Origin of the sequence: Mesorhizobium sp. B2-2-3 (assembly GCF_006442405.1) — a bacterium.
In the GTDB taxonomy this organism is placed as follows: domain Bacteria; phylum Pseudomonadota; class Alphaproteobacteria; order Rhizobiales; family Rhizobiaceae; genus Mesorhizobium.
Genome location: NZ_VFWC01000020.1, coordinates 38,987 through 60,654, shown reverse-complemented (window position 1 = coordinate 60,654; position 21,668 = coordinate 38,987). Strand labels below are relative to the sequence as shown.

General features: G+C 64.4%; 23 protein-coding genes. 6 read left to right on the top strand and 17 right to left on the bottom strand.

Annotation, left to right across the window (positions count from 1 at the left end; genetic code table 11):
* Positions 1–173: 173 nt before the first annotated feature.
* The gene (locus tag FJ951_RS26825) at positions 174–599 is read left to right on the top strand and encodes an OsmC family protein (protein ID WP_140518105.1); all 426 of its coding nucleotides are present in this window, start codon (positions 174–176) and stop codon (positions 597–599) included.
* Between the two features lie 48 nt (positions 600–647).
* On the opposite strand, the gene FJ951_RS26820 is transcribed toward FJ951_RS26825, so the two are convergent.
* From FJ951_RS26820 to sdhC, 5 genes are all read right to left on the bottom strand, one after another.
* Positions 648–1,274, bottom strand: coding sequence for a DUF480 domain-containing protein (locus tag FJ951_RS26820; RefSeq protein ID WP_140518104.1), 627 nt, complete (start codon positions 1,272–1,274; stop codon positions 648–650).
* 104 nt (positions 1,275–1,378) lie between these two features.
* Positions 1,379–2,158 carry a succinate dehydrogenase iron-sulfur subunit gene (locus FJ951_RS26815; RefSeq protein WP_140518103.1) on the bottom strand — a complete coding sequence of 260 codons (780 nt, stop codon included), beginning with the start codon at positions 2,156–2,158 and terminating at the stop codon, positions 1,379–1,381.
* Positions 2,159–2,197: 39 nt separating this feature from the next.
* Positions 2,198–4,033, bottom strand: coding sequence for a succinate dehydrogenase flavoprotein subunit (gene sdhA, locus FJ951_RS26810; protein WP_140518102.1), 1,836 nt, complete (start codon positions 4,031–4,033; stop codon positions 2,198–2,200).
* Positions 4,034–4,037: 4 nt separating this feature from the next.
* Positions 4,038–4,433: a succinate dehydrogenase, hydrophobic membrane anchor protein gene (gene sdhD, locus FJ951_RS26805; protein WP_140518101.1), complete on the bottom strand. Its 396-nt coding sequence runs from the start codon at positions 4,431–4,433 to the stop codon at positions 4,038–4,040.
* Between the two features lie 2 nt (positions 4,434–4,435).
* Entirely contained in the window at positions 4,436–4,855 is a 420-nt protein-coding gene (sdhC, locus tag FJ951_RS26800; RefSeq protein ID WP_140518100.1) for a succinate dehydrogenase, cytochrome b556 subunit, read from the bottom strand.
* Positions 4,856–5,299: 444 nt separating this feature from the next.
* On the opposite strand from sdhC, the gene FJ951_RS26795 reads away from it, so the two are divergent.
* Entirely contained in the window at positions 5,300–5,662 is a 363-nt protein-coding gene (locus tag FJ951_RS26795; RefSeq protein ID WP_140518099.1) for a hypothetical protein, read from the top strand.
* On the opposite strand, the gene FJ951_RS26790 is transcribed toward FJ951_RS26795, so the two are convergent.
* The gene (locus FJ951_RS26790) at positions 5,646–6,848 is read right to left on the bottom strand and encodes a GGDEF domain-containing protein (RefSeq protein WP_140518098.1); all 1,203 of its coding nucleotides are present in this window, start codon (positions 6,846–6,848) and stop codon (positions 5,646–5,648) included. The genes FJ951_RS26795 and FJ951_RS26790 overlap by 17 nt on opposite strands.
* 187 nt (positions 6,849–7,035) lie before the next feature.
* Positions 7,036–8,232, bottom strand: coding sequence for a GGDEF domain-containing protein (locus FJ951_RS26785; RefSeq protein ID WP_140518097.1), 1,197 nt, complete (start codon positions 8,230–8,232; stop codon positions 7,036–7,038).
* 160 nt (positions 8,233–8,392) lie between these two features.
* Here FJ951_RS26785 and FJ951_RS26780 point away from each other — a divergent pair, with 160 nt between their 5' ends.
* Positions 8,393–8,707: a hypothetical protein gene (locus FJ951_RS26780; RefSeq protein WP_140492726.1), complete on the top strand. Its 315-nt coding sequence runs from the start codon at positions 8,393–8,395 to the stop codon at positions 8,705–8,707.
* 87 nt (positions 8,708–8,794) lie between these two features.
* Here FJ951_RS26780 and leuC read toward each other — a convergent pair whose 3' ends face one another.
* From leuC to rplS, 7 genes are all read right to left on the bottom strand, one after another.
* Positions 8,795–10,204 (bottom strand): 3-isopropylmalate dehydratase large subunit, encoded by a 1,410-nt coding sequence (leuC, locus tag FJ951_RS26775; RefSeq protein WP_140518096.1) that lies wholly within the window; start codon positions 10,202–10,204, stop codon positions 8,795–8,797.
* Positions 10,205–10,518: 314 nt separating this feature from the next.
* Positions 10,519–11,154 (bottom strand): class I SAM-dependent methyltransferase, encoded by a 636-nt coding sequence (locus FJ951_RS26765; RefSeq protein WP_140518095.1) that lies wholly within the window; start codon positions 11,152–11,154, stop codon positions 10,519–10,521.
* A 56-nt stretch (positions 11,155–11,210) separates the two neighbouring features.
* Positions 11,211–12,023, bottom strand: coding sequence for an amino acid ABC transporter permease (locus tag FJ951_RS26760; RefSeq protein WP_140518094.1), 813 nt, complete (start codon positions 12,021–12,023; stop codon positions 11,211–11,213).
* A gap of 260 nt (positions 12,024–12,283) precedes the next feature.
* Positions 12,284–13,081: a transporter substrate-binding domain-containing protein gene (locus FJ951_RS26750; protein WP_140518093.1), complete on the bottom strand. Its 798-nt coding sequence runs from the start codon at positions 13,079–13,081 to the stop codon at positions 12,284–12,286.
* Between the two features lie 177 nt (positions 13,082–13,258).
* Positions 13,259–13,768, bottom strand: coding sequence for a MarR family transcriptional regulator (locus FJ951_RS26745; protein ID WP_140518092.1), 510 nt, complete (start codon positions 13,766–13,768; stop codon positions 13,259–13,261).
* Positions 13,765–14,184 carry an organic hydroperoxide resistance protein gene (locus FJ951_RS26740; protein WP_140518091.1) on the bottom strand — a complete coding sequence of 140 codons (420 nt, stop codon included), beginning with the start codon at positions 14,182–14,184 and terminating at the stop codon, positions 13,765–13,767. Before FJ951_RS26740 ends, FJ951_RS26745 begins: the two co-directional genes overlap by 4 nt.
* A gap of 155 nt (positions 14,185–14,339) precedes the next feature.
* Positions 14,340–14,879, bottom strand: a complete 540-nt coding sequence (rplS, locus tag FJ951_RS26735) for a 50S ribosomal protein L19 (protein ID WP_140518090.1) — start codon at positions 14,877–14,879, stop codon at positions 14,340–14,342.
* Positions 14,880–15,184: 305 nt separating this feature from the next.
* On the opposite strand from rplS, the gene FJ951_RS26730 reads away from it, so the two are divergent.
* Positions 15,185–15,937 carry a sulfite exporter TauE/SafE family protein gene (locus tag FJ951_RS26730; RefSeq protein ID WP_140518089.1) on the top strand — a complete coding sequence of 251 codons (753 nt, stop codon included), beginning with the start codon at positions 15,185–15,187 and terminating at the stop codon, positions 15,935–15,937.
* Here the strand turns inward: FJ951_RS26730 and trmD are convergent.
* Together trmD and rimM are read right to left on the bottom strand one after the other, a co-directional pair.
* The gene (gene trmD / locus FJ951_RS26725) at positions 15,919–16,620 is read right to left on the bottom strand and encodes a tRNA (guanosine(37)-N1)-methyltransferase TrmD (RefSeq protein ID WP_140492755.1); all 702 of its coding nucleotides are present in this window, start codon (positions 16,618–16,620) and stop codon (positions 15,919–15,921) included. The genes FJ951_RS26730 and trmD overlap by 19 nt on opposite strands.
* Positions 16,617–17,216 carry a ribosome maturation factor RimM gene (gene rimM / locus FJ951_RS26720; RefSeq protein WP_140518088.1) on the bottom strand — a complete coding sequence of 200 codons (600 nt, stop codon included), beginning with the start codon at positions 17,214–17,216 and terminating at the stop codon, positions 16,617–16,619. Before rimM ends, trmD begins: the two co-directional genes overlap by 4 nt.
* Positions 17,217–17,500: 284 nt before the next feature.
* Between rimM and FJ951_RS26715 the strand changes: the two genes are divergently transcribed.
* Positions 17,501–18,439 (top strand): tyrosine recombinase XerC, encoded by a 939-nt coding sequence (locus FJ951_RS26715; RefSeq protein ID WP_140518087.1) that lies wholly within the window; start codon positions 17,501–17,503, stop codon positions 18,437–18,439.
* A gap of 180 nt (positions 18,440–18,619) precedes the next feature.
* Positions 18,620–19,687: a TraB/GumN family protein gene (locus FJ951_RS26710; protein WP_140518086.1), complete on the top strand. Its 1,068-nt coding sequence runs from the start codon at positions 18,620–18,622 to the stop codon at positions 19,685–19,687.
* Positions 19,688–20,243: 556 nt separating this feature from the next.
* Here the strand turns inward: FJ951_RS26710 and lpdA are convergent.
* Positions 20,244–21,647, bottom strand: coding sequence for a dihydrolipoyl dehydrogenase (gene lpdA, locus FJ951_RS26700; RefSeq protein ID WP_140518085.1), 1,404 nt, complete (start codon positions 21,645–21,647; stop codon positions 20,244–20,246).
* Positions 21,648–21,668 lie beyond the last annotated feature (21 nt).

Here is a 21,668-nt window from a genome sequence, read left to right as displayed (position 1 = left end):
TGAACCGCTTCGACGCCAAAACAGAAGCGGACAGATCATGTGCTACCAAACCGGACAACTTGATTAGCTACCGACAGGTCCAAACAGCGCAGTGGTCTTCGCGCATGCCCGCGCTATAGTTGGCCGGACGCTGGGCTCACCTGGACAAGTTCACGACAACCAAGGAGGAATTCATGGACCGCACCGCAACCGCCGTCTGGAAGGGCAATCTGAAGGACGGCAAAGGCACGCTCGACAGCCAGAGCGGGACCCTGAACGGCACGCCCTATTCGTTCAAGGCACGCTTCGAGGACGAGAGCGGCAAATCCGGCACCAATCCGGAAGAGCTGATCGCGGCCGCGCACGCCGGCTGCTACGCCATGCAGCTGTCGCATTTCCTGGCCGAGAACGGCACCCCGGCGGCCGAGCTCGACGCCAAGGCCGTGGTGACGCTGGTTCCCGGCACCGGCATCACGGGCAGCGCGATCACCCTTGTCGGCATGGTGCCCGGCATCGACGCCGCGAAGTTCAAGGAATTGGCCGAGAAGGCCAAGGCCGAATGCCCTGTTTCCAAAGCGCTGGGCGCCATCAACGTATCGCTCGACGCCAGGCTCGGCTGAGACCACGGCATCCCGGCGCGCATGGTCGCGCCGGACACGCCCGACCGCTCAGGCGCCCAGCGCGTCGAGCCGGGCGCGAAGGGCTGCGACTTCCTGCTCCAGCGCCTCCACTCTTGCTTCAAGGTCGGAAGCGGGCACGGCCGATGCAGTGCGCTGCGCCGACAGGGCCGCAACGTCAACCGGCCCGGCGAGGAGATGCACATAGCGGTCCTCGCGTTGGCCTGGACCGCGCGGGATTTCCTGAACGAGCGGCGGTCGACGGCCGATCAGCATATCGAGTTCACCGCGCAAATCCTCGATCGATGAAAACCTTGCCATGCGCTCGCTGCGTGCCAACAATTCATGCGCCGTCTGCGGCCCGCGCAGCAAAAGCAGGCCGACCAAGGCGGTCTGCGGCGTGGTCAGCGAGAAGCGCTGCGCCATCTGGTGCTCGTAGCGCTCGACGCGGGAGCCGAACATCTGCCGCACCAGCCCCTTCTGCTCGAGCAGCTTCAGCGCCCGGTGCACCTCTGTCTGCTCCACCGCCATGACGGGCTCGCGCGCCGTCTTCTGGTTGGCGGCGGCAAGCGCTGCGTTGAGGGTCAACGGATAGACGTCCGGCGTCAGCTCCTTCTTCTCGATGAGGCAGCCGAGCACACGCGCTTCGGGAGGAGACAGGATGGGGAGGTCCGTCATTGGATTGCAATCCTTTTGAAGCTGGCAAGACAGCGCCCCTTTTTTCCTGCCGGAGAATGGGGGCGCGAAGGATCGCTGCGTTCAAGATTGCCGCGAGCGAGCGCCTAAACCCTTCTCTCCACCATCATCTTCTTGATTTCCGCGATCGCCTTGGCCGGATTCAAGCCCTTGGGGCAGGTCTGCGCGCAGTTCATGATGGTGTGGCAGCGATAGAGCCGGAACGGGTCCTCGAGATTGTCGAGCCGCTCGCCCGTGGCCTCGTCGCGGCTGTCGATCAGCCAGCGATACGCCTGCAGCAGGGTTGCCGGGCCGAGATAACGGTCGCCGTTCCACCAATAGCTCGGGCAAGAGGTCGAGCAGCAGGCGCATAATATGCATTCATAGAGCCCGTCGAGCTTCTCGCGCTCCTCATGGCTCTGCAGCCATTCCTTGGCCGGCTGCGGCGAGACCGTCTTCAGCCACGGTTCGATCGAGGCGTGCTGGGCATAGAAATTGGTCAGGTCGGGCACCAGGTCCTTGATGACGGGCATATGCGGCAGCGGGTAGATCTTGACGGCGCCCGAGATGTCGTCGCAGCCCTTGGTGCAGGCGAGCGTGTTGGAGCCGTCGATATTCATGGCGCAGGAGCCGCAGATGCCTTCCCGGCAGGAGCGGCGCAAGGTCAGCGTCGGGTCGATCTTGTTCTTGATCCAGAGCAGCGCATCCAGCACCATCGGCCCGCAATCGTCCATGTCGACGAAATAGGTGTCCATGCGCGGGTTCTCGTCATCATCCGGCGACCAGCGGTAGATGCGGTATTCCCTGAGATTGGTCGCGCCTTCCGGCTTCGGCCAGGTCTTGCCCTGCTGGATCTTCGAGTTCTTGGGGAGCGTGAGTTCGACCATTACCTCAGGTCCTTTCGGATGACGCGGCTGGACGTCATTTCAATACACCCTGGCCTTGGGCGCGATCTTGGCGAGACTGATGCCGCCGTCCTTTTCGGCCAGCAGCGGTTCGGTGTGCACCGGACGGTAGGAGAGCGTCACCTCACCGGTCTCGCTCAGATGGGCGAGCGTGTGCTTGCGCCAGTTGGCGTCGTCGCGGGCCGAGAAATCCTCCCGCGCGTGCGCGCCACGGCTCTCCTTGCGCGCCTCGGCGCCGTAGACCGTGGTGATGGCGTTGGCCATCAGGTTTTCCAGCTCCAGCGTCTCCACCAGGTCGGAGTTCCAGATCATCGAGCGGTCGAAAACCTTTATGTCCTTGAGCTCGCCCCAGATCTGCGAAATGCGCTTGCAACCGTTCTCCAGCGATTCCTGCGTGCGGAACACCGCCGCGTCTTCCTGCATGGCGCGCTGCATCTTTTCGCGCAGAACCGCCGTCGGCGTCGAGCCGTTGGCGTGGCGCAGCCGGTCGAAGCGGTCCATGATCTTGTCGACCGAGGCCTGGTTGGGCGACGGGATTGCCGATTTGCGGTCGATGACCTGGCCGGCACGGATCGCCGCCGCGCGGCCGAACACGACCAGGTCGATCAGCGAGTTCGATCCCAACCGGTTGGCGCCGTGCACCGAGGCGCACCCGGCCTCGCCTACCGCCATCAAGCCGGGCGAGACCCGATCGGGATTAAGGATCGTCGGGTTGAGCACCTCGCCCCAGTAATTGGTCGGCACGCCGCCCATATTGTAGTGCACCGTCGGCAGCACCGGAATCGGCTCCTTGGTGAGGTCGACGCCGGCGAAGATCTTTGCCGATTCCGAGATGCCGGGCAGCCGCTCGTGCAGCACCGCCGGATCGAGATGGTCGAGATGCAGGAAGATATGGTCCTTGTTCTTGCCGACGCCGCGGCCTTCGCGGATTTCCAGCGTCATGCAGCGCGAGACGACATCGCGCGAGGCAAGGTCCTTGGCCGACGGCGCGTAGCGCTCCATGAACCGCTCGCCCTCGGAGTTGACGAGATAGCCGCCCTCGCCGCGCGCGCCTTCCGTGATCAGGCAACCGGCGCCGTAGATGCCGGTCGGGTGGAACTGCACGAACTCCATGTCCTGTAAGGGGAACCCCGCCCGCGCGGCCATGCCGCCGCCGTCGCCGGTGCAGGTGTGGGCCGATGTGGCCGAGAAATAAGCGCGGCCATAGCCGCCTGTCGCCAGCACAACCATCTTGGCCGAGAAGCGGTGGATGGTGCCGTCGTCGAGGTTCCAGGCGACGACGCCTGTGCATGTGCCGTCCGGCTCCATGATCAGGTCGAGCGCGAAATACTCGATGAAGAACTGCGCGTTGTTCTTCAGCGACTGGCCGTAGAGCGTGTGCAGGATGGCGTGGCCGGTGCGGTCGGCGGCCGCGCAGGTGCGCTGCACCGGCGGGCCATCGCCGTAATTCATCATGTGGCCGCCGAACGGCCGCTGGTAGATCTTGCCCTCTTCCGTGCGCGAGAACGGCACGCCGTAATGCTCGAGTTCGTAGACGGCGGCCGGCGCTTCACGCACCAGATATTCCATGGCGTCGACATCGCCCAGCCAGTCCGAACCCTTGACGGTGTCGTACATGTGCCACTGCCAGGAGTCCGGGCCCATGTTGGAAAGCGAAGCGGCAATGCCGCCCTGCGCCGCCACCGTGTGCGAGCGGGTCGGGAAAACCTTGGTGATGCAGGCGGTGCGCAGGCCCTGTTCGGCCATGCCCAGCGTAGCGCGCAGTCCCGCACCTCCGGCACCGACGACCACGACGTCGAATTTGTGGTCGACATAGGTATAGCCTGCCGTATTGGCTTCTTTCGCGTCCTTGGCCAAAACGTCAGCCTCCGAATGCCAGTTTGAGCAGGGCGAAGAGCGAAGCCACGCCGACCGCTACGGTGAAGAAAGTGTTGAGGGCGATCAGCGCCAGCTTCATGCCTTCGCCATGCACGTAATCCTCGATGATCACCTGCATGCCGATCCGCATGTGATAAAGCGGCGAGATGAGCACAAGGGCCATCATCAGCGCCACGAGCGGGTTGGCGAGCGCTGCCCGCACCTCCGCATAACCGGCGCCGTTGAGCGCGACCAGGAACCCGGTGAAGAACAGGATCAGCGGGATGTTGGCGATTGCCGTGAGGCGCTGGCGCCAGAAATGCCCGGTGCCTTCGCGGGCCGAGCCCAGGCCGCGGACTTTCGCCAGCGGCGTGCGCATGTCGGTCTTTCCAGTGCTCATGGTCAGGCTCCTCGCGCCATATAGCCGGCGATCCAGATCAGCAGCGTGAGCAGGACCGAGCCGGCCAGGGTCGCCCAGGCGATCTTGGAGGCGGTATGCTTTTCGAGACCGGCGCCGGTATCCCAGATCAGGTGGCGCACGCCGCCCAGCATGTGGTGCATGAGCGCCCAGGTGTAGCCGAACAGGATCAGCCGCCCGAGCCAGGTTCCGAAGGCCCAGCTCACCCAATCGAAAGTGGCTTGCGAGCTCGCTGCCGCCATCAGCCATATCGCGACCAGGAGCGTGCCGAAATAGAGCGCGCCGCCGGTGATGCGATGGATGATCGACATCGTCATGGTGATCGGCGGCCGGTACACGCTGAGGTGCGGCGAAAGCGGCCGTTCACGTCTGGCGAATTCGCGGGTGGCTGGTGATTTGCTCATGGCTCCCCCAGTTCGGCGTTCCTGGAGCCTCAGGTGGAAATGCGGCATTGCCGCTTCCGGTTGCGACTTCGGACAGCCGGTTTCTAATGCTCTTTTTGCACCGCGTCAAAGCCAGAAAACCGTTTCGAAAACGTAATTTAGTCTTATTAAAAGGCAGGTCCGGGCTTCAATCGATTAGGCGTCGACGATGCCAAGCCGGCCCGTTCTCGCTGCGGTGCAGCATATATGTGGCGGGCGCGGGCTTCGGCTCAGCGGGTGCGGGTCAGCGGCGCCGAGCCCGCTTTCATCACCAGCGCCTCGCGACCGTCGATCACGATCGCGTCATGTGCCTCGTTAACCATGTTTATCAAGACATGGGTGAGAACCGCGCCAGCCTCTTAACAAAGGTTAAGAAAAGGTTAATTTCCGATTCGAGGAGGCTTTGTCTCCAACATGGAGGACGCCATGCGTTCGAATTCGGGCAGATCGCGCCTTGCGGCGTTCACAGTGGCGGTATTGGCCGTCGGCTTCGCCGCGCCGGCGCTGGCGGACGGACGCCACCAGGATCGGGTCTACGCCGATTCCTTCGGCAATCTCGTCATCGACAGTGCCGCCGGCTACAAGCGCATCCTCGTCGGCGAAGGCAAGCTCGCCAAGCAGCTGTCCGACTATACCAGCGCCGGCCAGCCCAAGGTGATCTACGAGAACGGGGCTGACGAGATGTCGGGCTATGGCGACTGCTATCGGCCGCCGGTGTTCGTGAAGGGGCGCAGTTATATGTATGGCCTCTCCGACGGCGAAATGCCCGAGCTCAGCCCCTGCCGCTGAACAGCGCCACGGCCTCTGGCCTGGCTGGCCCGGCGGAAACGCGCACGCAGTCGCGCCCGGCATCCTTGGCCTGATAGAGCGCTTCATCGGCACGCCGCATCAGATCGGAAAAATGCTCGCCGGCATGAAGCTCGGCGACGCCGAAGCTTGCCGTGCAGCGATTGTCGGCGGGGAGCCCGTCGATGGGCAGCGTCCCGAAGGCGCTGCGCGCGCCTTCGGCGAACAGCCGCGCGGCGGCAAGGTTGGTGCCTGGCAGGATGATGGCGAACTCCTCGCCGCCTATACGACCGGCGACATGGTGGTCGGCCGCGGCCTCGCGCAGGAAGCGGGCAAAGGCCTCGATGACCCGGTCGCCCGAGGCATGGCCGTAATTGTCGTTGATGGACTTGAAGTGGTCGAGATCGGCGATGACCAGCGCGACTGGGACGCCCCGGCGCGCCGCTTCCCCCAGCGCCCTCTCGGCGTGATGCTCGAAGCCGCCGCGGTTGAGGAGCCGCGACAGCGTGTCCGTTTCCGATTTCGACGTCGCCTCGGCGAGCACGTCGCGCACCAGTATGGCCAGCGCCAGCAAGGCCAGCGCCACGCCGAACACGGTGCCGAGCGATTGCGATACCAGGGCATAGCTGGTCTGCAGATAGGATTGTGGGGCGGCGCCGCGGCCGCCAAGCGCATCGGCGATGAATGGCTTGCTGGCGAACTGCATGGCGCTGGCCGCCAGCACCGCCATCAGCATCCGATCGAGCCGGCCACGCCTTTGCCTGGACGACCAGACAATGCCGAACCCGGTAAGCTGCATGACGGCGTAGGGCAGTTGGTAGGCCATCTTGCTGACTAGGGACTGGCGCGGCAGATCCTGGGCGAAATAGACCGCGACAGACGCAACGGCCAGGATCAGGAGCATCGCCGACCAGGGCGGCGTCACGCCGTATCTATGCGCAAGCCCGCCGTTGAAGGCGATGGTGGCGCCAAGGAAAACGGCAAAGGCTGCGACGACCACCAGCCGCGCATTGTCGAAGGCGGGAATGCTGAACTCAACGACGAAATAGGCCATGCCCAGCACATAGCCGAACGCCAGCCAGCGTGCCGAGACGCGTCCGATGTCATAGACGGCGATCGCCATGAAGGCCGCCGCCAGCAGCCCGGCAACGAACAGATTGATGACAAGGATGAAGTCCGCGCCGCCCATGATTTCCCAAGCCCCTGACGGCAGCAAACCATCGACGGGCGAAAAAGAAGTTAACGTGAGGTCATATCGAGGCTCGCGCACGCCTCGGACATTGGCCGAACGATGTTTGCCATCGCCTTTCAGGGAAGCAAGGAACGAAGCGGTGCGGCGCGGGTCCTGGATGATGAAGGCGTCAGGCCGATCGCCTTCAGCCGGCTTTGAGCGGCTCCGGCACGAACAGCGTTTCCGGCCGCTCATAGGACAGGCGCACGCTGTCACGGCCGTTTTTCTTGGCCTTGTAGAGGGCCTCGTCGGCGCGGCGCATCAACGGCTCCAGCGCTTCGTCGCCGCTGCGCGCCGCCACGCCGAAACTGGCGGTGACCTTGGTGCCGGGCGGAAGTCCGTCGACGCCGCCGGCCGAGTAGGCCACGCGCACGGCCTCTGCGAACAGCCGCGCGGCGGCAAGATCGGTCAAGGGCAGGAGCACCGCGAATTCCTCGCCGCCGATACGTCCAGCCTCACCGCGCGCACCGGCGGCCGCGCGAAGCCTGGCGGCGAAGTCAGCGATCACCCGGTCGCCCGCGGCATGCCCATGCAGGTCGTTGAGCGCCTTGAAGTGGTCGAGATCGGCCAGCACAAGGGCCACCGGCAATTTCGCCGCCGCGCAGCGTTGCAAGAGCAGGGCCGCCCGTTGCTCGAAGCCGCGCCGGTTGAGCAGGCGAGACAGCGGATCGGTGTAGGTTTCGACCTTCAACGCCTTCATCACGTCGAGCGCGGCGGCGGAGAACAGGCAAAGCGCGATCAGCAGCGACAGCAGCGCATGCGACAGCAACGCCGTCGTCCAATAGGATGATGTATAGAGCTCGTCATAAGTCGCGAAAGGCCCGTGCGCGACGATGACGGCAAGCGTGCGCACGAAGAAATTCAGCCCCGCGAGCAACGCCAGGACGAACAGGATCTTTTCCGTCGGGCCATTGCCACGCACCTTGCGCAATTCGGCGGCCGCCACCAGGCTGATGCCGCCGAGCGCGAAATTGATGACGAGGACCCGCCATGTCAGGTCCGGCTGGACGAACAGGAACCAGCAAAAGGCGGCCATGCCGCCGCTCGCCAAGACGCAAAGCCCGGCATAGGGCACTCGCTGGCCATGCCGCGCCACGATCGCGCCGGCCAGGCAGGATCCGGCAACGCAGAAGCATAGGTTGGAGAGCAGCTTCGACGGTGCCAGGCCAACGGGCAGCGTGAAATGCTGGAACAGGAACCCGGCCGCCGCAAGCGAATAGCTTACCGCCAGCACGGCCAGATAGGGACGGTGGCGCTGATAGAACCAAAGCACGAGGAACGCCGCGCCGAGGGCCAGCGCGATCGTCGGGTTTAGCAACGCTATCAGCAGGCCGGTGTCCAAAGGACCGTGACTTCCCCTCGCTTGACGTCGGGAAAGACCTTAGGCTGCAAGCCCAAACAAGCGGTTAAGCGAAAGCGAATATGCGTCACGCTGGTGCGGAGCGTGACGTGGAACCGGCGCGCCGGACCTGCGTTTGTCCAGCGCAGAAGAGGAACCGATAATGGCCGATACAATCACCCTGACCGATCACGAGGCAATCCGTTCATGGGCCGCTTCACGCGCCGGCTTTCCGGCCATTGTCGACGTGTCGCCCGAGGCCGGCACGCAGGCGATGCTGCGGCTGGTGTTCGGCCAGCACGCCTATGAGGACGAAGACCAGCCGGAGCGCCCGATCAATGCCGGAGGTTATGAGTTGGTCGAGTGGGACGAATGGTTCAAACTCTTCGATGAACGCGGGCTGGCCCTGGTGGTTGCCGCCGAAGAACCAGGGCGCCGCGAGCAGTTCCACGAGATCATCCGCCGCGACGACCGGTGAAGCTCCAACATGCTCTGGACGCTCAAGCAGAAGGCCCGGATCGCATCGCGGTCCGGGCCCTTGCGTTTCGATCGAACCAGCCGCGATTTACTTCCAGTCGCGAATATCGACGAAGTGGCCGGCGATCGCCGCCGCCGCAGCCATGGCCGGCGACACCAGATGGGTGCGCCCCTTGAAGCCTTGCCGGCCCTCGAAATTGCGGTTCGAGGTCGAGGCGCAGCGCTCATGCGGCTTCAGCCGGTCGTCGTTCATGGCAAGGCACATCGAGCAACCCGGCTCGCGCCAGTCGAAGCCGGCGGCGAGGAAGATCTTGTCCAGCCCTTCGGCCTCGGCCTGTTCCTTGACCAGGCCGGAGCCCGGCACGATCATGGCGTTGACGCGCGGATTGACTTTTCTGCCCTCGACCACCTTGGCGGCGGCGCGCAGATCCTCGATGCGGCCGTTGGTGCAGGAGCCGATGAAGACACGGTCGAGGGCGATGTCGGTGATCTTCGTTCCCGGCGTCAGGCCCATATAGTCGAGCGCGCGCTGCTTTGAGGTGCGCTTGTTTTCGTCGGTGATGTCTTCCGGGTTCGGCACAATCCCTTGCACCGAGACAACATCCTCCGGGGAAGAGCCCCAGGAGACGATCGGCGGCAGTTTGGCCGCATCGAGCACGATCACCTTGTCGAAATGCGCGCCTTCGTCGGATTGCAGCGTCTTCCAGTAGGCGAGCGCGGCGTCCCAGGCGGCGCCCTTGGGCGCGCGCGGCTTGTCCTTGACATAGGCGAAGGTCGTCTCGTCGGGTGCGATCAGGCCGGCGCGCGCGCCGCCCTCGATCGACATGTTGCAGATCGTCATGCGGCCTTCCATCGACAGCGAGCGGATCGCCTCGCCGGCATATTCGATGACATAGCCGGTGCCTCCGGCGGTGCCGATCTCGCCGATGATGGCGAGGATGATGTCCTTGGCGGTGACGCCTTCCGGCAACTGGCCGTCGACGCGCACCAGCATATTCTTGGCCTTGCGCTGGATCAGCGTCTGCGTCGCCAGCACGTGCTCGACCTCCGACGTGCCGATGCCGTGCGCCAGCGCGCCGAAGGCGCCGTGGGTGGAGGTGTGGCTGTCGCCGCAGACGATGGTCATGCCGGGCAAGGTGAAACCCTGTTCCGGCCCGATGATGTGGACGATGCCCTGGCGGATGTCATTCTCCGAATAATATTCGACGCCGAAATCCTTGGCGTTCTTGGCCAGAGCCTCGACCTGGATGCGGCTTTCCTCGTTCTTGATGCCGAACTTGCGCTCGGGCGAGGTCGAGACGTTGTGGTCGACCACGGCCAGCGTCTTTTCGGGATGACGGACTTTGCGACCACTCATGCGCAGGCCCTCGAAGGCCTGCGGGCTGGTCACCTCATGGACGAGGTGGCGGTCGATATAGAGCAGACAGGTGCCGTCGTCCTGGCGGTCGACGACGTGGTCGTCGAAAATCTTGTCATAGAGGGTGCGCGGTGCGCTCATGTGCGTAAATCCGTCGATATGAGAAAGGGAAGGGCAGACGCCAAGATGTCAGGCGAAACGAGTTGATCAGTCGGCCCGCGTAAGTCGGCTGGTCGGCGCGCCACAGACGCGCGCGGAGAAGCGCGACGGCAGGCGTTTTCTGTCCTGCAGCACGAACCCCTTGTAGGCCGGATCGCCAAAAAGCTCTTCCATGGCGGGGTAGATAGCAATGTTTTGGCTTTTCGGCAATTGGCGGTGGCTGCGCGGGACCTGGGTTCCTCGTCCTCGCGTCCACGCCTCCGGGGGATGCGCACCAAGCTTGGCGGACCCGCGGTTCAAAGCACCTCGAAGACAAACGTCTTCACCAGCGCATCCGGCTCGGCAATCGCATAGCAGCGGAACCACGGGCTTTGCTCGACCAGCCGCCATTTTCCTGTCCGTTCCAGCTCGTCGAAGACGGCCTGGAAACCACCGCTCTCGAACACCTGGTCGCGTACGGTGAAGATGGCGTGGCCGCCTTTCTTCGTGATGCGCACCAGTTCGTGCAGGCCGGAAGCCGGCGCATGGCTGATGGTGAACACGCCGGTCGAGAAGAAGGCGCGGAAATGGCCGTCGGGCCAGGGCAGCGGGCCGCCCAGCATTGCCTGCTTCAGCTCGCCATAGGCGTTGCGGCTGCCGGCGATCTTCAGCATGTCGTCCGACAGGTCGAGCCCGGCGATATCGCCGTAGCCCAGCGCCTTCAGCGACGGCCCCGACAGGCCGGTGCCGCAGCCCGCGTCGAGCAGCGGCCCTTCGCCCGCAGGCACATGGCGCGCCACCCAGGCGGCAATGAGGAACGGCAGGAGATAACCGAGCGAGGCGGTCTCGCTGTCATAGGTCGCGGCCCATGCGGCATAGGCCTGCGCCAGGGTTTCGGGCGTATCGGCCGTATAGACCGAGTCCAGCGCTGCATTGGCCTTGTCGACGTTCATGGGCATGCTCCTCCTCCAGTGCGCAACCGGAGCGTAACGCCGTCCTTGCCGAAACACTATTGCAGATGTTGGCGGCGCAACCGCCGTTCCAGCGCCCGGAGCGCCAAAGACAAGCCGACGGTCAGGATGAGATAGATGTAGGCTGTTATCGAATAGGTCTCGAAGAAGCGGAAGGAACCGGCGGCATAGACCTTGCCCATCTGCGTGATGTCGGCGACACCGAGCACCGAGACCAGCGAGGAATCCTTGACCAGGGCGACGAAGTCATTGCCGAGCGGCGGCAGGATGGTACGGATCGCCTGCGGAAAGACGATGAGCCGGAAACGTTGCGCCCGCGTGAGCCCGAGCGCCTTGGCCGCTTCGATCTGGCCCTTCTCGACCGCCTGGATGCCGGCCCGGAACACTTCGGAGATGAAGGCGGAATAGCCGATGGTCAGCGCCATGACGGCGCGCCACAAGAGCGAGACGTCGCGCACCTGCAACTCGCCGAGATAGCCGGTGCTCTGCAGCGGCGCGGTCAGCGCGTTCCAGGCTGCGACGAAAGCCGGTGCGCCGGCAAACGCGATCCAGAACAAAAGCACCAGGATCGGTACGCCACGGATGATCTCGACATAGAAACGCGCGATCTGCCGCAGCCACTGCGAACCCGACAATCCCATCAGCGCGATGCCGAGGCCGATGATCGAGGCCAGCGCGAAGGCGACAATGGTGACGAAGACGGTGACGCCGATGCCCTTGGCAACAGTGGCGAAGACCTGGGCATAAAGATCGCTGGCGGCGATGGCGAGCGCGGCGGCCAGGGCAAGGACAAGGGCGGCGGCCAGCCACCAGGGGAATTCAGGTTTGGCGGAGGACTGTGGGGGTGCCATCAGGCGTGGCCGGCGAGGTGCATAGTGCGCAAGGCAGGCGCCAAGGCGCCCCCCTCTGTCCTGCCGGACATCTCCCCCTCAAGGGGGGAGATCAGATGTCTCATCGGCCTTCGCCAATCTTCATCGATGCTGCATGTGGAACGAAGGCCAAGCTGCCAATCTCCCCCCTTGAGGGGGAGATGCCCGGCAGGGCAGAGGGGGGCGTTCAAGCGCAAACTCAGCGCGAGTTCCCGCACGCGCACCGCCCGCATCAAGACGAACTACTGCCCCATCTTGTAATCAAGAAACCATTTCTTGTTCAGCGCATCGAACGTGCCGTCGGTCTTGAGCGCGGCGATCGCGGCGTTGACAGGCTTCACCAGGTCGGAGCCCTTGGGAAAGATGAAGCCGAAATCCTCGGTGCCGAGCGGGCCGCCGATCAGCTTCAGCTTGCCCTCGGAAGCGTCGACATAGCCCTTGCCCGCAGTGCCGTCCGTGAGCACCACATCGACGTCGCCAGTCTTCAGCGCCTGCACGGTGGCACCGAACGTCTCGAACAGCTTTATGCGCGGGTTCTGCTCATTGCCGTCCAGCACGCTGTAGACAGCGGTGTAGAAGGGCGTCGTGCCGGCCTGCGCGCCGATCAGCCCGTCCTTGAAGGCGCCGAAGGTCTTGGCGTCGGTGAAGCGGCTCTCATCGCCGCGCACCAGCATGAACTGTTCCGAGCGCATATAGGGGTCGGAGAAATCCACCTTCTCCTTGCGGTCGTCCTTGATGGTGATGCCGGTCATGCCGATGTTGTACTGGTTGTCGGAAACCGCCTGGATCATCGCGTCCCAGGAGGTGTTCTGATACTCGACGGTGAAATTCAGCCGCTTGGCGATCTCGTTCATCGCGTCATATTCCCAGCCGATCTGTTTTCCGGTCTTGGCATCGATGAACTGTAGCGGCGGATAGGCGTTTTCCGTCACCACCACCACTTTCTTGCCGCCGAGATCGGGCAGCGCCTGGGCGAAGGCGGCAACGGGCGCAAGCATGACGGCAAGCAGGCCGGCCAGCAGCAGTTTCGATTTTGTCATGACACACTCCCCGGAAGTGAAAGCGCCCGGACACGGGCCGGGCTTGCAAAGGAATCCGGCGCCGACTTTAGCTCTCCGCAAGCGCCATGCAAGACGCTCCGCTGCGCCACGGCCGGCGAAAAACGCAAATAGATACTTTCGGCCGGGATTTTGGGGAACGATCCTTGCCGTGGCCGATCAGCCGCGCTGCGGCGCTCCGGCATCGGCCTCGCGCAGCCCGGCGACGAAGCGGGTCAGCGTGCCATGCAGCGACTTCAACTCGGCTGGGTCGAGCGGCATGCTGCAGAGCATGGCGGCGGGGATGTCCCTGGCGCGCTCGCGCAAGGCTTGGCCCTTGGCTGTCGGCTCGACCAGCACGCGGCGCTCGTCGGCAGGATCGCGCCGACGCGTAACCAGGCCGCCGGCCTCGAGCCGCTTGAGCAGCGGCGTCAGCGTCGCCGAATCGAGGCCCAGCGCCTCGCCGAGCTCGCCCACCGTGCTCGGCGCGCGCTCCCACAGCGCCAGCATGGCCAGATATTGCGGATAGGTCAGGCCAAGCGGATCGAGCAACGGCCGGTAGAGCTTCGTCATCAATCCGCTCGCCGAATAGAGCGCGAAGCAGAGCTGGTCGCTGAGCCTTGGGACCGCGCTTGTCCCGGCGTCACCCGCCGGGACCTGGTTGGCCGTGTCTTTGGTTTTCGCCGTCATGTCGCCTTTGCCGAAATCGCCACCTCGATATTGCCCCTGGTTGCGTTGGAGTAGGGGCAGATCTGGTGCGCTGCCGATACAAGCGCTTCGGCGGCCGCCTGATCAAGACCTTTCGTCTCGGCCGCCAGGGAAACGCCGAGCAGGAAACCGCCCTGACCGTTGGGATGGAGGCTGACAGTGGCCGTCACCGAGGCATCGCGCAGCGGCAGTTTCTGCTTGCCGGCGAGAAACCGCATGGCGCTTTCGAAGCAAGCGGCATAGCCGGCGGCGAAAAGCTGTTCGGGATTGGTGGCGCCACCCTTGCCGCCAAGCTCCTTCGGCATTGCGAGGTCGACGCTGAGCAGGCCGTCATTGGTCTGGACGTGGCCGGCGCGGCCGCCGACGGCACGAGCCTGGGTCGAATAGAGTGCGGGCATATCAAGTCTCCAAAATTAATTTGTACACGATTAATTAGTATACCGTATTATAGGAGTCAATCCCGCTTTGGAAGCCCGCATGTGGCAAAGGGCGGGCTCCGAAACGAAAAAAAGGCGGCCGAAGCCGCCTTTTTCAGAAGTCTCTGTCGAAAGCCTTATTCGGCGGCAGCGGCTTCCGCAGCCTTGGCGGCTTCGTCGGCGGCCTTCTTCTCGGCGGCTTCCTTGGCGGCCGTCTCGGCGGCCAGCGCCTGCGCGGCGGCAACCTTCTCGGCCTCGATGCGCGCCTTCTCGGCGTTCAGCGCGTCGCGCTCCTCATCATTGAGCTTGCGGGCGCGCACGCCGGTGTTTTCCGAAATACGGGCCGACTTGCCGCGACGGTCGCGCAGATAATAGAGCTTGGCACGACGCACCTTGCCGCGACGCACGATCTCGACGCCTTCGACCATTGGCGAAAACACCGGGAACACGCGCTCGACGCCTTCGCCGTAGGAGATCTTGCGGACGGTGAAATTTTCCTGGAAGCCCGAACCGGCACGGGCGATGACGACGCCTTCATATGCCTGGACGCGGGTGCGGGTGCCTTCGGTCACGCGGACCTGGACGCGCACGGTGTCGCCGGGCTGGAATTCGGGAAGCTTGCGCTTTGCTTCGATCTTGGCGGCCTGTTCGGCCTCGATCTGACGGATGAGATCCATCTCAATAATCCACTTCTTGTTCTTCCGACAGTCAGAGCGCCCGGCGCTCGCCTTGCAGTTCCAATGACCGCTAGGCTATGCCCTTTGTTCGAAAACATCGGGCAGGGGCGACTACACCGCCATTGTTGACGGGTCCGGCAGATTTCTCCCGGTTCGGCGGGCACATACAGCTATTTCGACGCTTTGTCACGTCTTGGCCGCGTCTTTTTTGCTCGCGTGCACCATCGTATCTGTCCACTACCGGGTTGCAAGGGCCCTTCAAGCTGCCTAAGGCGGGGCAACCATAGTTCTCCGGCGGCATCCTCATGTCCTTTTTCGACGCGGTCCTGCTATTCATGGCGGGTTTTCTTTCCGGCGCCGCCAATGCGGTCGCGGGCGGCGGCACCTTCATCACCTTCGGTGCCATGACCTTGGTCGGCCTGCCGCCGATCGTCGCCAACGCGACCTCCTCGGTGACGCAATTTCCCGGCTACATCACCTCGACGCTGGCCTACCGGGACGACATCCGCCATTTCTGGCGTGGCGCCCTGCTGCTCTGCCTGATATCGGCGCTCGGCGCACTGGCCGGCGCACTCATCCTGCTGGCGCTGGACAATCCGTCATTTCGCGTCCTGGTGCCGTGGCTGCTGCTGGCCGCGACGGCGCTGTTCGCCGCCGGGCCGTGGCTGAAGCCCGCACCCAAGCCGGGGCATGAGGCTTCCGTGGGCTCGTTGGCCGGCTCGCTGGCGCAGTTCGTCACCGCCATCTATGGCGGCTTCTTCGGGGCCGGCATGGGCGTGATGATGCTGGCGACGCTCGGCCTGACCCAGGCCGGCGACTACCACCGCCTGAACGCGCTGAAAAACATGCTGGCCATGGTCATCGCAGCGGTCGCCATCGTCGTCTTCGTCTCGGGTGGCGTCGTCGCCTGGCCGCAAGCGATCATCATGATCCCCGGCGGCGCGTTGGGCGGCTATGCCGGCGTGTGGATCGCCAAGCGCGTGCCGCAGAACGTGGTGCGTGGCTTCGTCGTCGCGGTCGGGCTGTTCCTGGCTTTCTACTATTTCGCCAAGGGCTGAGGAGAGCCGAGCAAGTCCGGCCGCCGTTCTCGAGTCAGCTTCTCCGACTGTGCCCGCCGCCACGCCGCGATCTTGCCGTGGTTGCCCGAGGTCAGCACCTCGGGAATAGGCCGGCCCTCGAAATCCTGCGGCCGCGTGTAGTGCGGGTGTTCGAGCAGGCCGTTTTCAAAGCTCTCTTCTTCACCCGACACGGCATTGCCCATGACGCCGGGCAGCAGCCGCACGACCGCGTCGAGCAGCACAAGCGCCGCCGGCTCGCCACCGGACAGAATGAAGTCTCCGACCGAGACTTCCTCCAATCCTCGCGCGTCGATCACCCGCTGGTCGATGCCTTCGAAGCGGCCGCACAGGATGACGGCGCCCGGCCCGGCGGCCAGTTCGCGCACGCGCGCCTGCGTCAGCGGCTTTCCACGCGGGCTCATCAGCAGCCGTGGCCGCAAATCGCCTTCGGGCGAGGCATGGTCGATCGCCCTGGCCAAGACATCGGCGCGCATGACCATGCCGGCGCCGCCGCCGGCCGGCGTGTCGTCGACAGTGCGGTGGCGGTCGGTTGCGAAGTCGCGGATCTGGATCGCCTGCAGCGACCATGTACCGGCCTCCAGCGCCCGCCCGGCCAGCGACAGGCCAAGCAGACCCGGAAACATTTCCGGGTAGAGCGTAAGCACGGAGGCGGAGAAGCTCACCGGTTGCCCCCGGCGTCCCTCGGGCCGCGCGGCCTGCCCTTCGGGTCGAAGCCTTCCTCGCGCGGCGCTTCGCCGTCCTCGTCCTCGACCAGTCCGGCCGCCGCCTGGTTGACGCGCACAAAACCCTCGGCGATGGACACTTCGGGCACCGCGGCCTGCGTGAACGGGATCAACACGCCCTTGCGTCCGGCCAGCGTCACATCGAGGATGTCGCCGCCGCCGAAATTGTGCACGGCGACGACCTTACCAAGGACGGCTCCCGTATCGTCCCGAACCTCCAGACCGATCAGGTCGGCATGATAGAATTCGTCTTCCTCGCCGTCATCGGGCAGCATGGAGCGATCGACGAACAGCTCCGTGCCGGCCAGCGCCTCGGCCGCGTTGCGGTCGCTGACGCCCTTGAAGCGCACCACGACCACGGTGTTGGCGGGCCTTATGTCGATGATCTGGAAGGCGCGGCCGTCCTTCGCATAAAGCGGCCCGTAATCGGCGAGCGCCAGCGGATCGCCGGTGAAGGTTTTGACGCGCAATTCGCCCTTGATGCCGTGGGCGGCGCCGATCACGGCCATCTGGACGGGGTTCTGGGGCTTGCTCATGGCGCGCTTTTACCTTCGTCATCCATGGGCGGAGCAGGCACGAAGCGACTGCGCAGACCCGTGGATCCCTTCCGTTACTGTGATCAAAACCGACGGCAGTTCAGAAAGGCTCACGGGTCTCGTCCCTGCAACTCTCTATTTGCGGATACCCCGTTTGGCCAATCACCACGGTTTTGACTTGCCGCCGGTCGACTCCTAGCCCCACCGGATTGTCATTTCAATGACGCCTCTTCACCGCTTCCTAACCCGGCTGCCGGAAAATGACGGCGAACCGGAACGACGCCATGCAGGAATTCCTTATCCCGGCAAAGCCCGACCTCCAGGCGGCGCGCGAAAGCTGGCTCAAGATGCTCGCGCGAGAACGCCGCTTGTCGCCGCAGACGGTGGAAGCCTATGAGCGCGACACCAGGCAGTTCCTGCATTTCCTGACGGGCCATAATGGCGGCCCGCCCGGCATTGCCGACATCGCCGATCTGCGCCCGGCCGACCTGCGCGGTTTTCTGGCCGCCCGCCGCAATGAAGGCGCAGGCGCCCGCACGCTCGGCCGGGGGCTGGCCGGCATTCGCTCACTCTTGCGCTTTCTGGAACGGCGTGGTCTCGCCAACGCGGCCGGCGCGGCGGCCCTGCGTGCGCCTCGCCAACCCAAGTCGCTGCCGAAACCGCTGACGGCCAGTGATGCAAAACATGTCGTTTCCGTCGAAGGTCAATTGGCGGAGGAACCCTGGATCGCCGCCCGCAACGCCGCCGTGCTGACGCTGCTCTACGGCTCGGGCCTGCGCATTTCCGAGGCGCTCGGCCTTGCCGGCGCCGACCTGACGTCGGAGGCCGATACGGTGCTGCGCGTCACCGGCAAGGGTGGCAAGACGCGGTTGGTGCCGGTGCTGCCGGTGGCGCTCAAGGCGGTTGCCGAATACCGCCGGCTGTGCCCCTACCATCTCGACCCCAAGGGGCTGTTGTTTCGCGGCGCGCGCGGCGGCCCGCTCAACCCGGCCATCGTCCAGCGGGAGATGGCCAAGCTGCGCTCCGCGCTCAACCTGCCGGACACCGCAACGCCGCACGCCCTGCGCCATTCCTTCGCCACGCATCTGCTCGGCCGTGGCGGTGACCTGCGCACCATCCAGGAACTGCTCGGCCACGCCAGCCTGTCGACCACGCAGATCTACACCGGCGTCGATACGGCGAGGCTGTTGGAGATCTATGAATCGGCTCACCCGAGGGCGTGAGTATTGGGGTTGTGCGAGGCTTCCGGACTTCGCCACGGGATGACGATGGGTGGGCGGCTCAACCAACCATCAAGCCGTTCGACCCAGGTAATTCGAGCGATAGTCAAAATTGACTGAACCGGAGACAATTTCATTCTCCCGATTAACCGTTTTGCCGTTTTTCCAGCTTAGGAAAGGACCATGAAACGGGTCATCGTCATCGCCGACCGCGCTGCGCTCTTCTCGCTGAAGCTGCTCGTGGCGCTCCATGTGCTGTTCTTCCTGTCTCTGCTCGCCGTCCTGCTGTTCGCGGCGGACAAGGCGCATGCCGAAATCCCGTCCTGCACCGGCGCCGACATGCTGTCGGCGTTGCAGAAAAGCGACCCGTCCACCTACCGCAAGATCGAGGCGGAAGCCGCCGCAACGCCGAACGGCAAGGGCCTGCTGTGGAAGCTGGAGAAGACGGGCGAACAGCCCTCCTTCCTGTTCGGCACCATGCATATGACCGACCCGCGCGTCACAGCGCTGCCGCCGGCCGCGCAGAAGGCCTATGACGGCGCCGGCACCATCGTCATCGAGACCACCGAAGTGCTCGACCAGCAGAAGATGATGGCGGCCCTGCTCAAGCAGCCGGACCTGATGATGTTCACCGACAGCACCACGCTGTCGTCGCTGCTGTCGCCCGACGACGCCGCGGCGGTCGACAAGGCGCTCGACGAACGCGGCATCCCGCCGGCAACCGTCGCCAAGATGAAGCCGTGGATGCTGTCGGCCATGGTGGCGCTTCCAGCCTGCGAGCTCGCCCGCAAGGCCGGCGGCGTGCCGGTGCTCGACGTCAAGCTTGCCGAGGATGCCAAGGCCTCCGGCAAATCCGTCGAAGGGCTGGAAACCGTCGCCGACCAGCTGCGCGCCATGGCTTCGCTGCCGATGGCGTTCCACATGAAGGGACTGGTCGACACACTGAAGCTCGGCGACAGGATGAACGACGTCAACGAAACCATGATCGTGCTCTACCAGCGCGGCGAGACCGGCATGTTCTGGCCGCTGTTTCGCGCCGTGCTGCCCGGCGAGACGGGCGACGCGACAGGCTATGCGGCGTTCGAGCAGACCATGATCACCAGCCGCAACAAGGCGATGGTCGATCATGCCGGACCATTCCTCGCCAAAGGCAGTGCCTTCATCGCCGTCGGCGCGCTGCATCTGCCCGGTCCCGAGGGCCTGGTCGAGGATTTCCGCAAAGCCGGCTATACTGTCACCGCTGTCGATTGAGTCGCGTGGGCAGCGGAGGAATCAGGCGCCGCGTTTTCGGCGCTTTCCTTCCCTAGCGTGAAACCCCATCAACGGTTGCGCGTTGATGGCTGTTGATTGATCATTTTCATCCACGGAGGACACTTTTATGGCGAATCCATCAAACGACACGCCCAGATCAGGTGGCGGCGGCAGCCCTTGGCTGATTGCATTGGTCGTCGTTATTCTGGCGATTGTCGCGTATTATGTTTTCGGAAGAAGTGGTGAGCATCCGGCGACCGAACCGCCCGCCGCGAGCACACCGGCCCCGGCGCCAGCGCCCGCGGAGCCGATGAAGCCCGCCGAACCGGCTCCTGCCCCTGCCCCAGCACCCGCGCCGGCCCCTGCACCGGCGACACCGGCTCCTGCGCCGGCCCCAGCTCCCGCACCGGCCCAGTAATCGGGCCACGGCTTTCAACGAAGAACGGCCCGCCTTCCGGTGGGCCGTTCTGTTTGGGGCAGGCAAGGAGGCAATTCCCTCAAGGGAAGCGTTACGCGCTTGCCCGGGAAAACCGTTTCATGATTTTCCTGGATCGTTCTAAATATGGATCGGCTTGAAGAACGTCGCCAATGCCGCTTCCTTCACTGCTTCCGACATGGTCGGATGGGCATGACAGGTGCGGGCGAGATCTTCCGACGAGCCGCCGAATTCCATCAGCACCGCCGCCTCGTGGATCATCTCGCCGGCGCCGAAGCCGACGATGTGAACGCCGAGCACGCGGTCGGTGGCCTTGTCGGCCAGGATCTTGACGAAGCCGTCGGTGTGCAGCATGGCGCGCGCCCGGCCATTGGCGGTGAACGGGAATTTCCCGACCTTGTAGTCGATGCCGGCCTTCTTCAATTCTTCCTCGGTCTTGCCGACCGAAGCGATCTCCGGGCTGGTGTAGACGACGCTCGGAATGACGTCATAGTTCACATGGCCGGCCTGGCCGGCAATGGTCTCGGCCACTGCCACGCCCTCATCCTCGGCCTTGTGCGCCAGCATCGGCCCGGCGATGACATCGCCGATGGCATAGATGCCTGGTATGTTGGTCCTGAGGTGCGCGTCGGTTTTGACCCGGCCGCGCTCATCGACCTCGACGCCCGCTTCCTTCAGGCCCAGGCTGTCGGCGAAAGCTCGGCGGCCGGTGGCGATCAGCACCATGTCGGCCTCGATCGTCTCGGCCGCGCCGCCTTTCACAGGCTCGAAAGTGACGCTGGCGCCCTTCTTGGCCTTGGCGACGCCGGTGACCTTGGCGCCGAGCCTGAATTCGAAGCCCTGCTTGGAGAGCAGCCGCTGGAATTGCTTGGAGACCTCACCGTCCATACCGCCGAGGATGGTGTCGAGGAATTCGACCACGGTGACCTTGGCGCCGAGCCGCGCCCAGACCGAGCCGAGCTCGAGCCCGATGACGCCGCCGCCGACCACGACGAGATGGCCGGGCACCTTGTCCAGCGACAGCGCGCCGGTCGAGGACACGATGACTTTTTCGTCGAAGTCGACCGTGACGCCAGGAATGCCGGCGACATCCGAGCCGGTGGCGATGACGATGTTCTTCGTCTCGATTTCCTCGACCTTGCCGTCCTCGCTCGTCACCGACACCTTGCCCGCCGCGACCACCGTGCCGATGCCGCGAAAACTATCGATCTTGTTCTTCTTGAACAGGAAGGCGACGCCGTTGACGTTCGCCGTCACCGTGGCGTCCTTGTGCGCCATCATCTTCTTCAAATTGAGCTTCGGTGTCACTTCGACACCCAGTGTGTCGAAGGAGTGGCCGGCTTCGGCGAACATCTCGGAGGCATGCAGCAACGCCTTGGACGGAATGCAGCCGATGTTGAGGCAGGTGCCGCCGAAGGTCGGGTTCTTCTCGACCACCGCGACCTTCAGCCCGAGCTGCGCCGCCTTGATGGCGCAGACATAGCCGCCCGGTCCCGAGCCGATGATTACGACGTCATAAGCCATGTTTGTTTCCCTTTTTCTTGG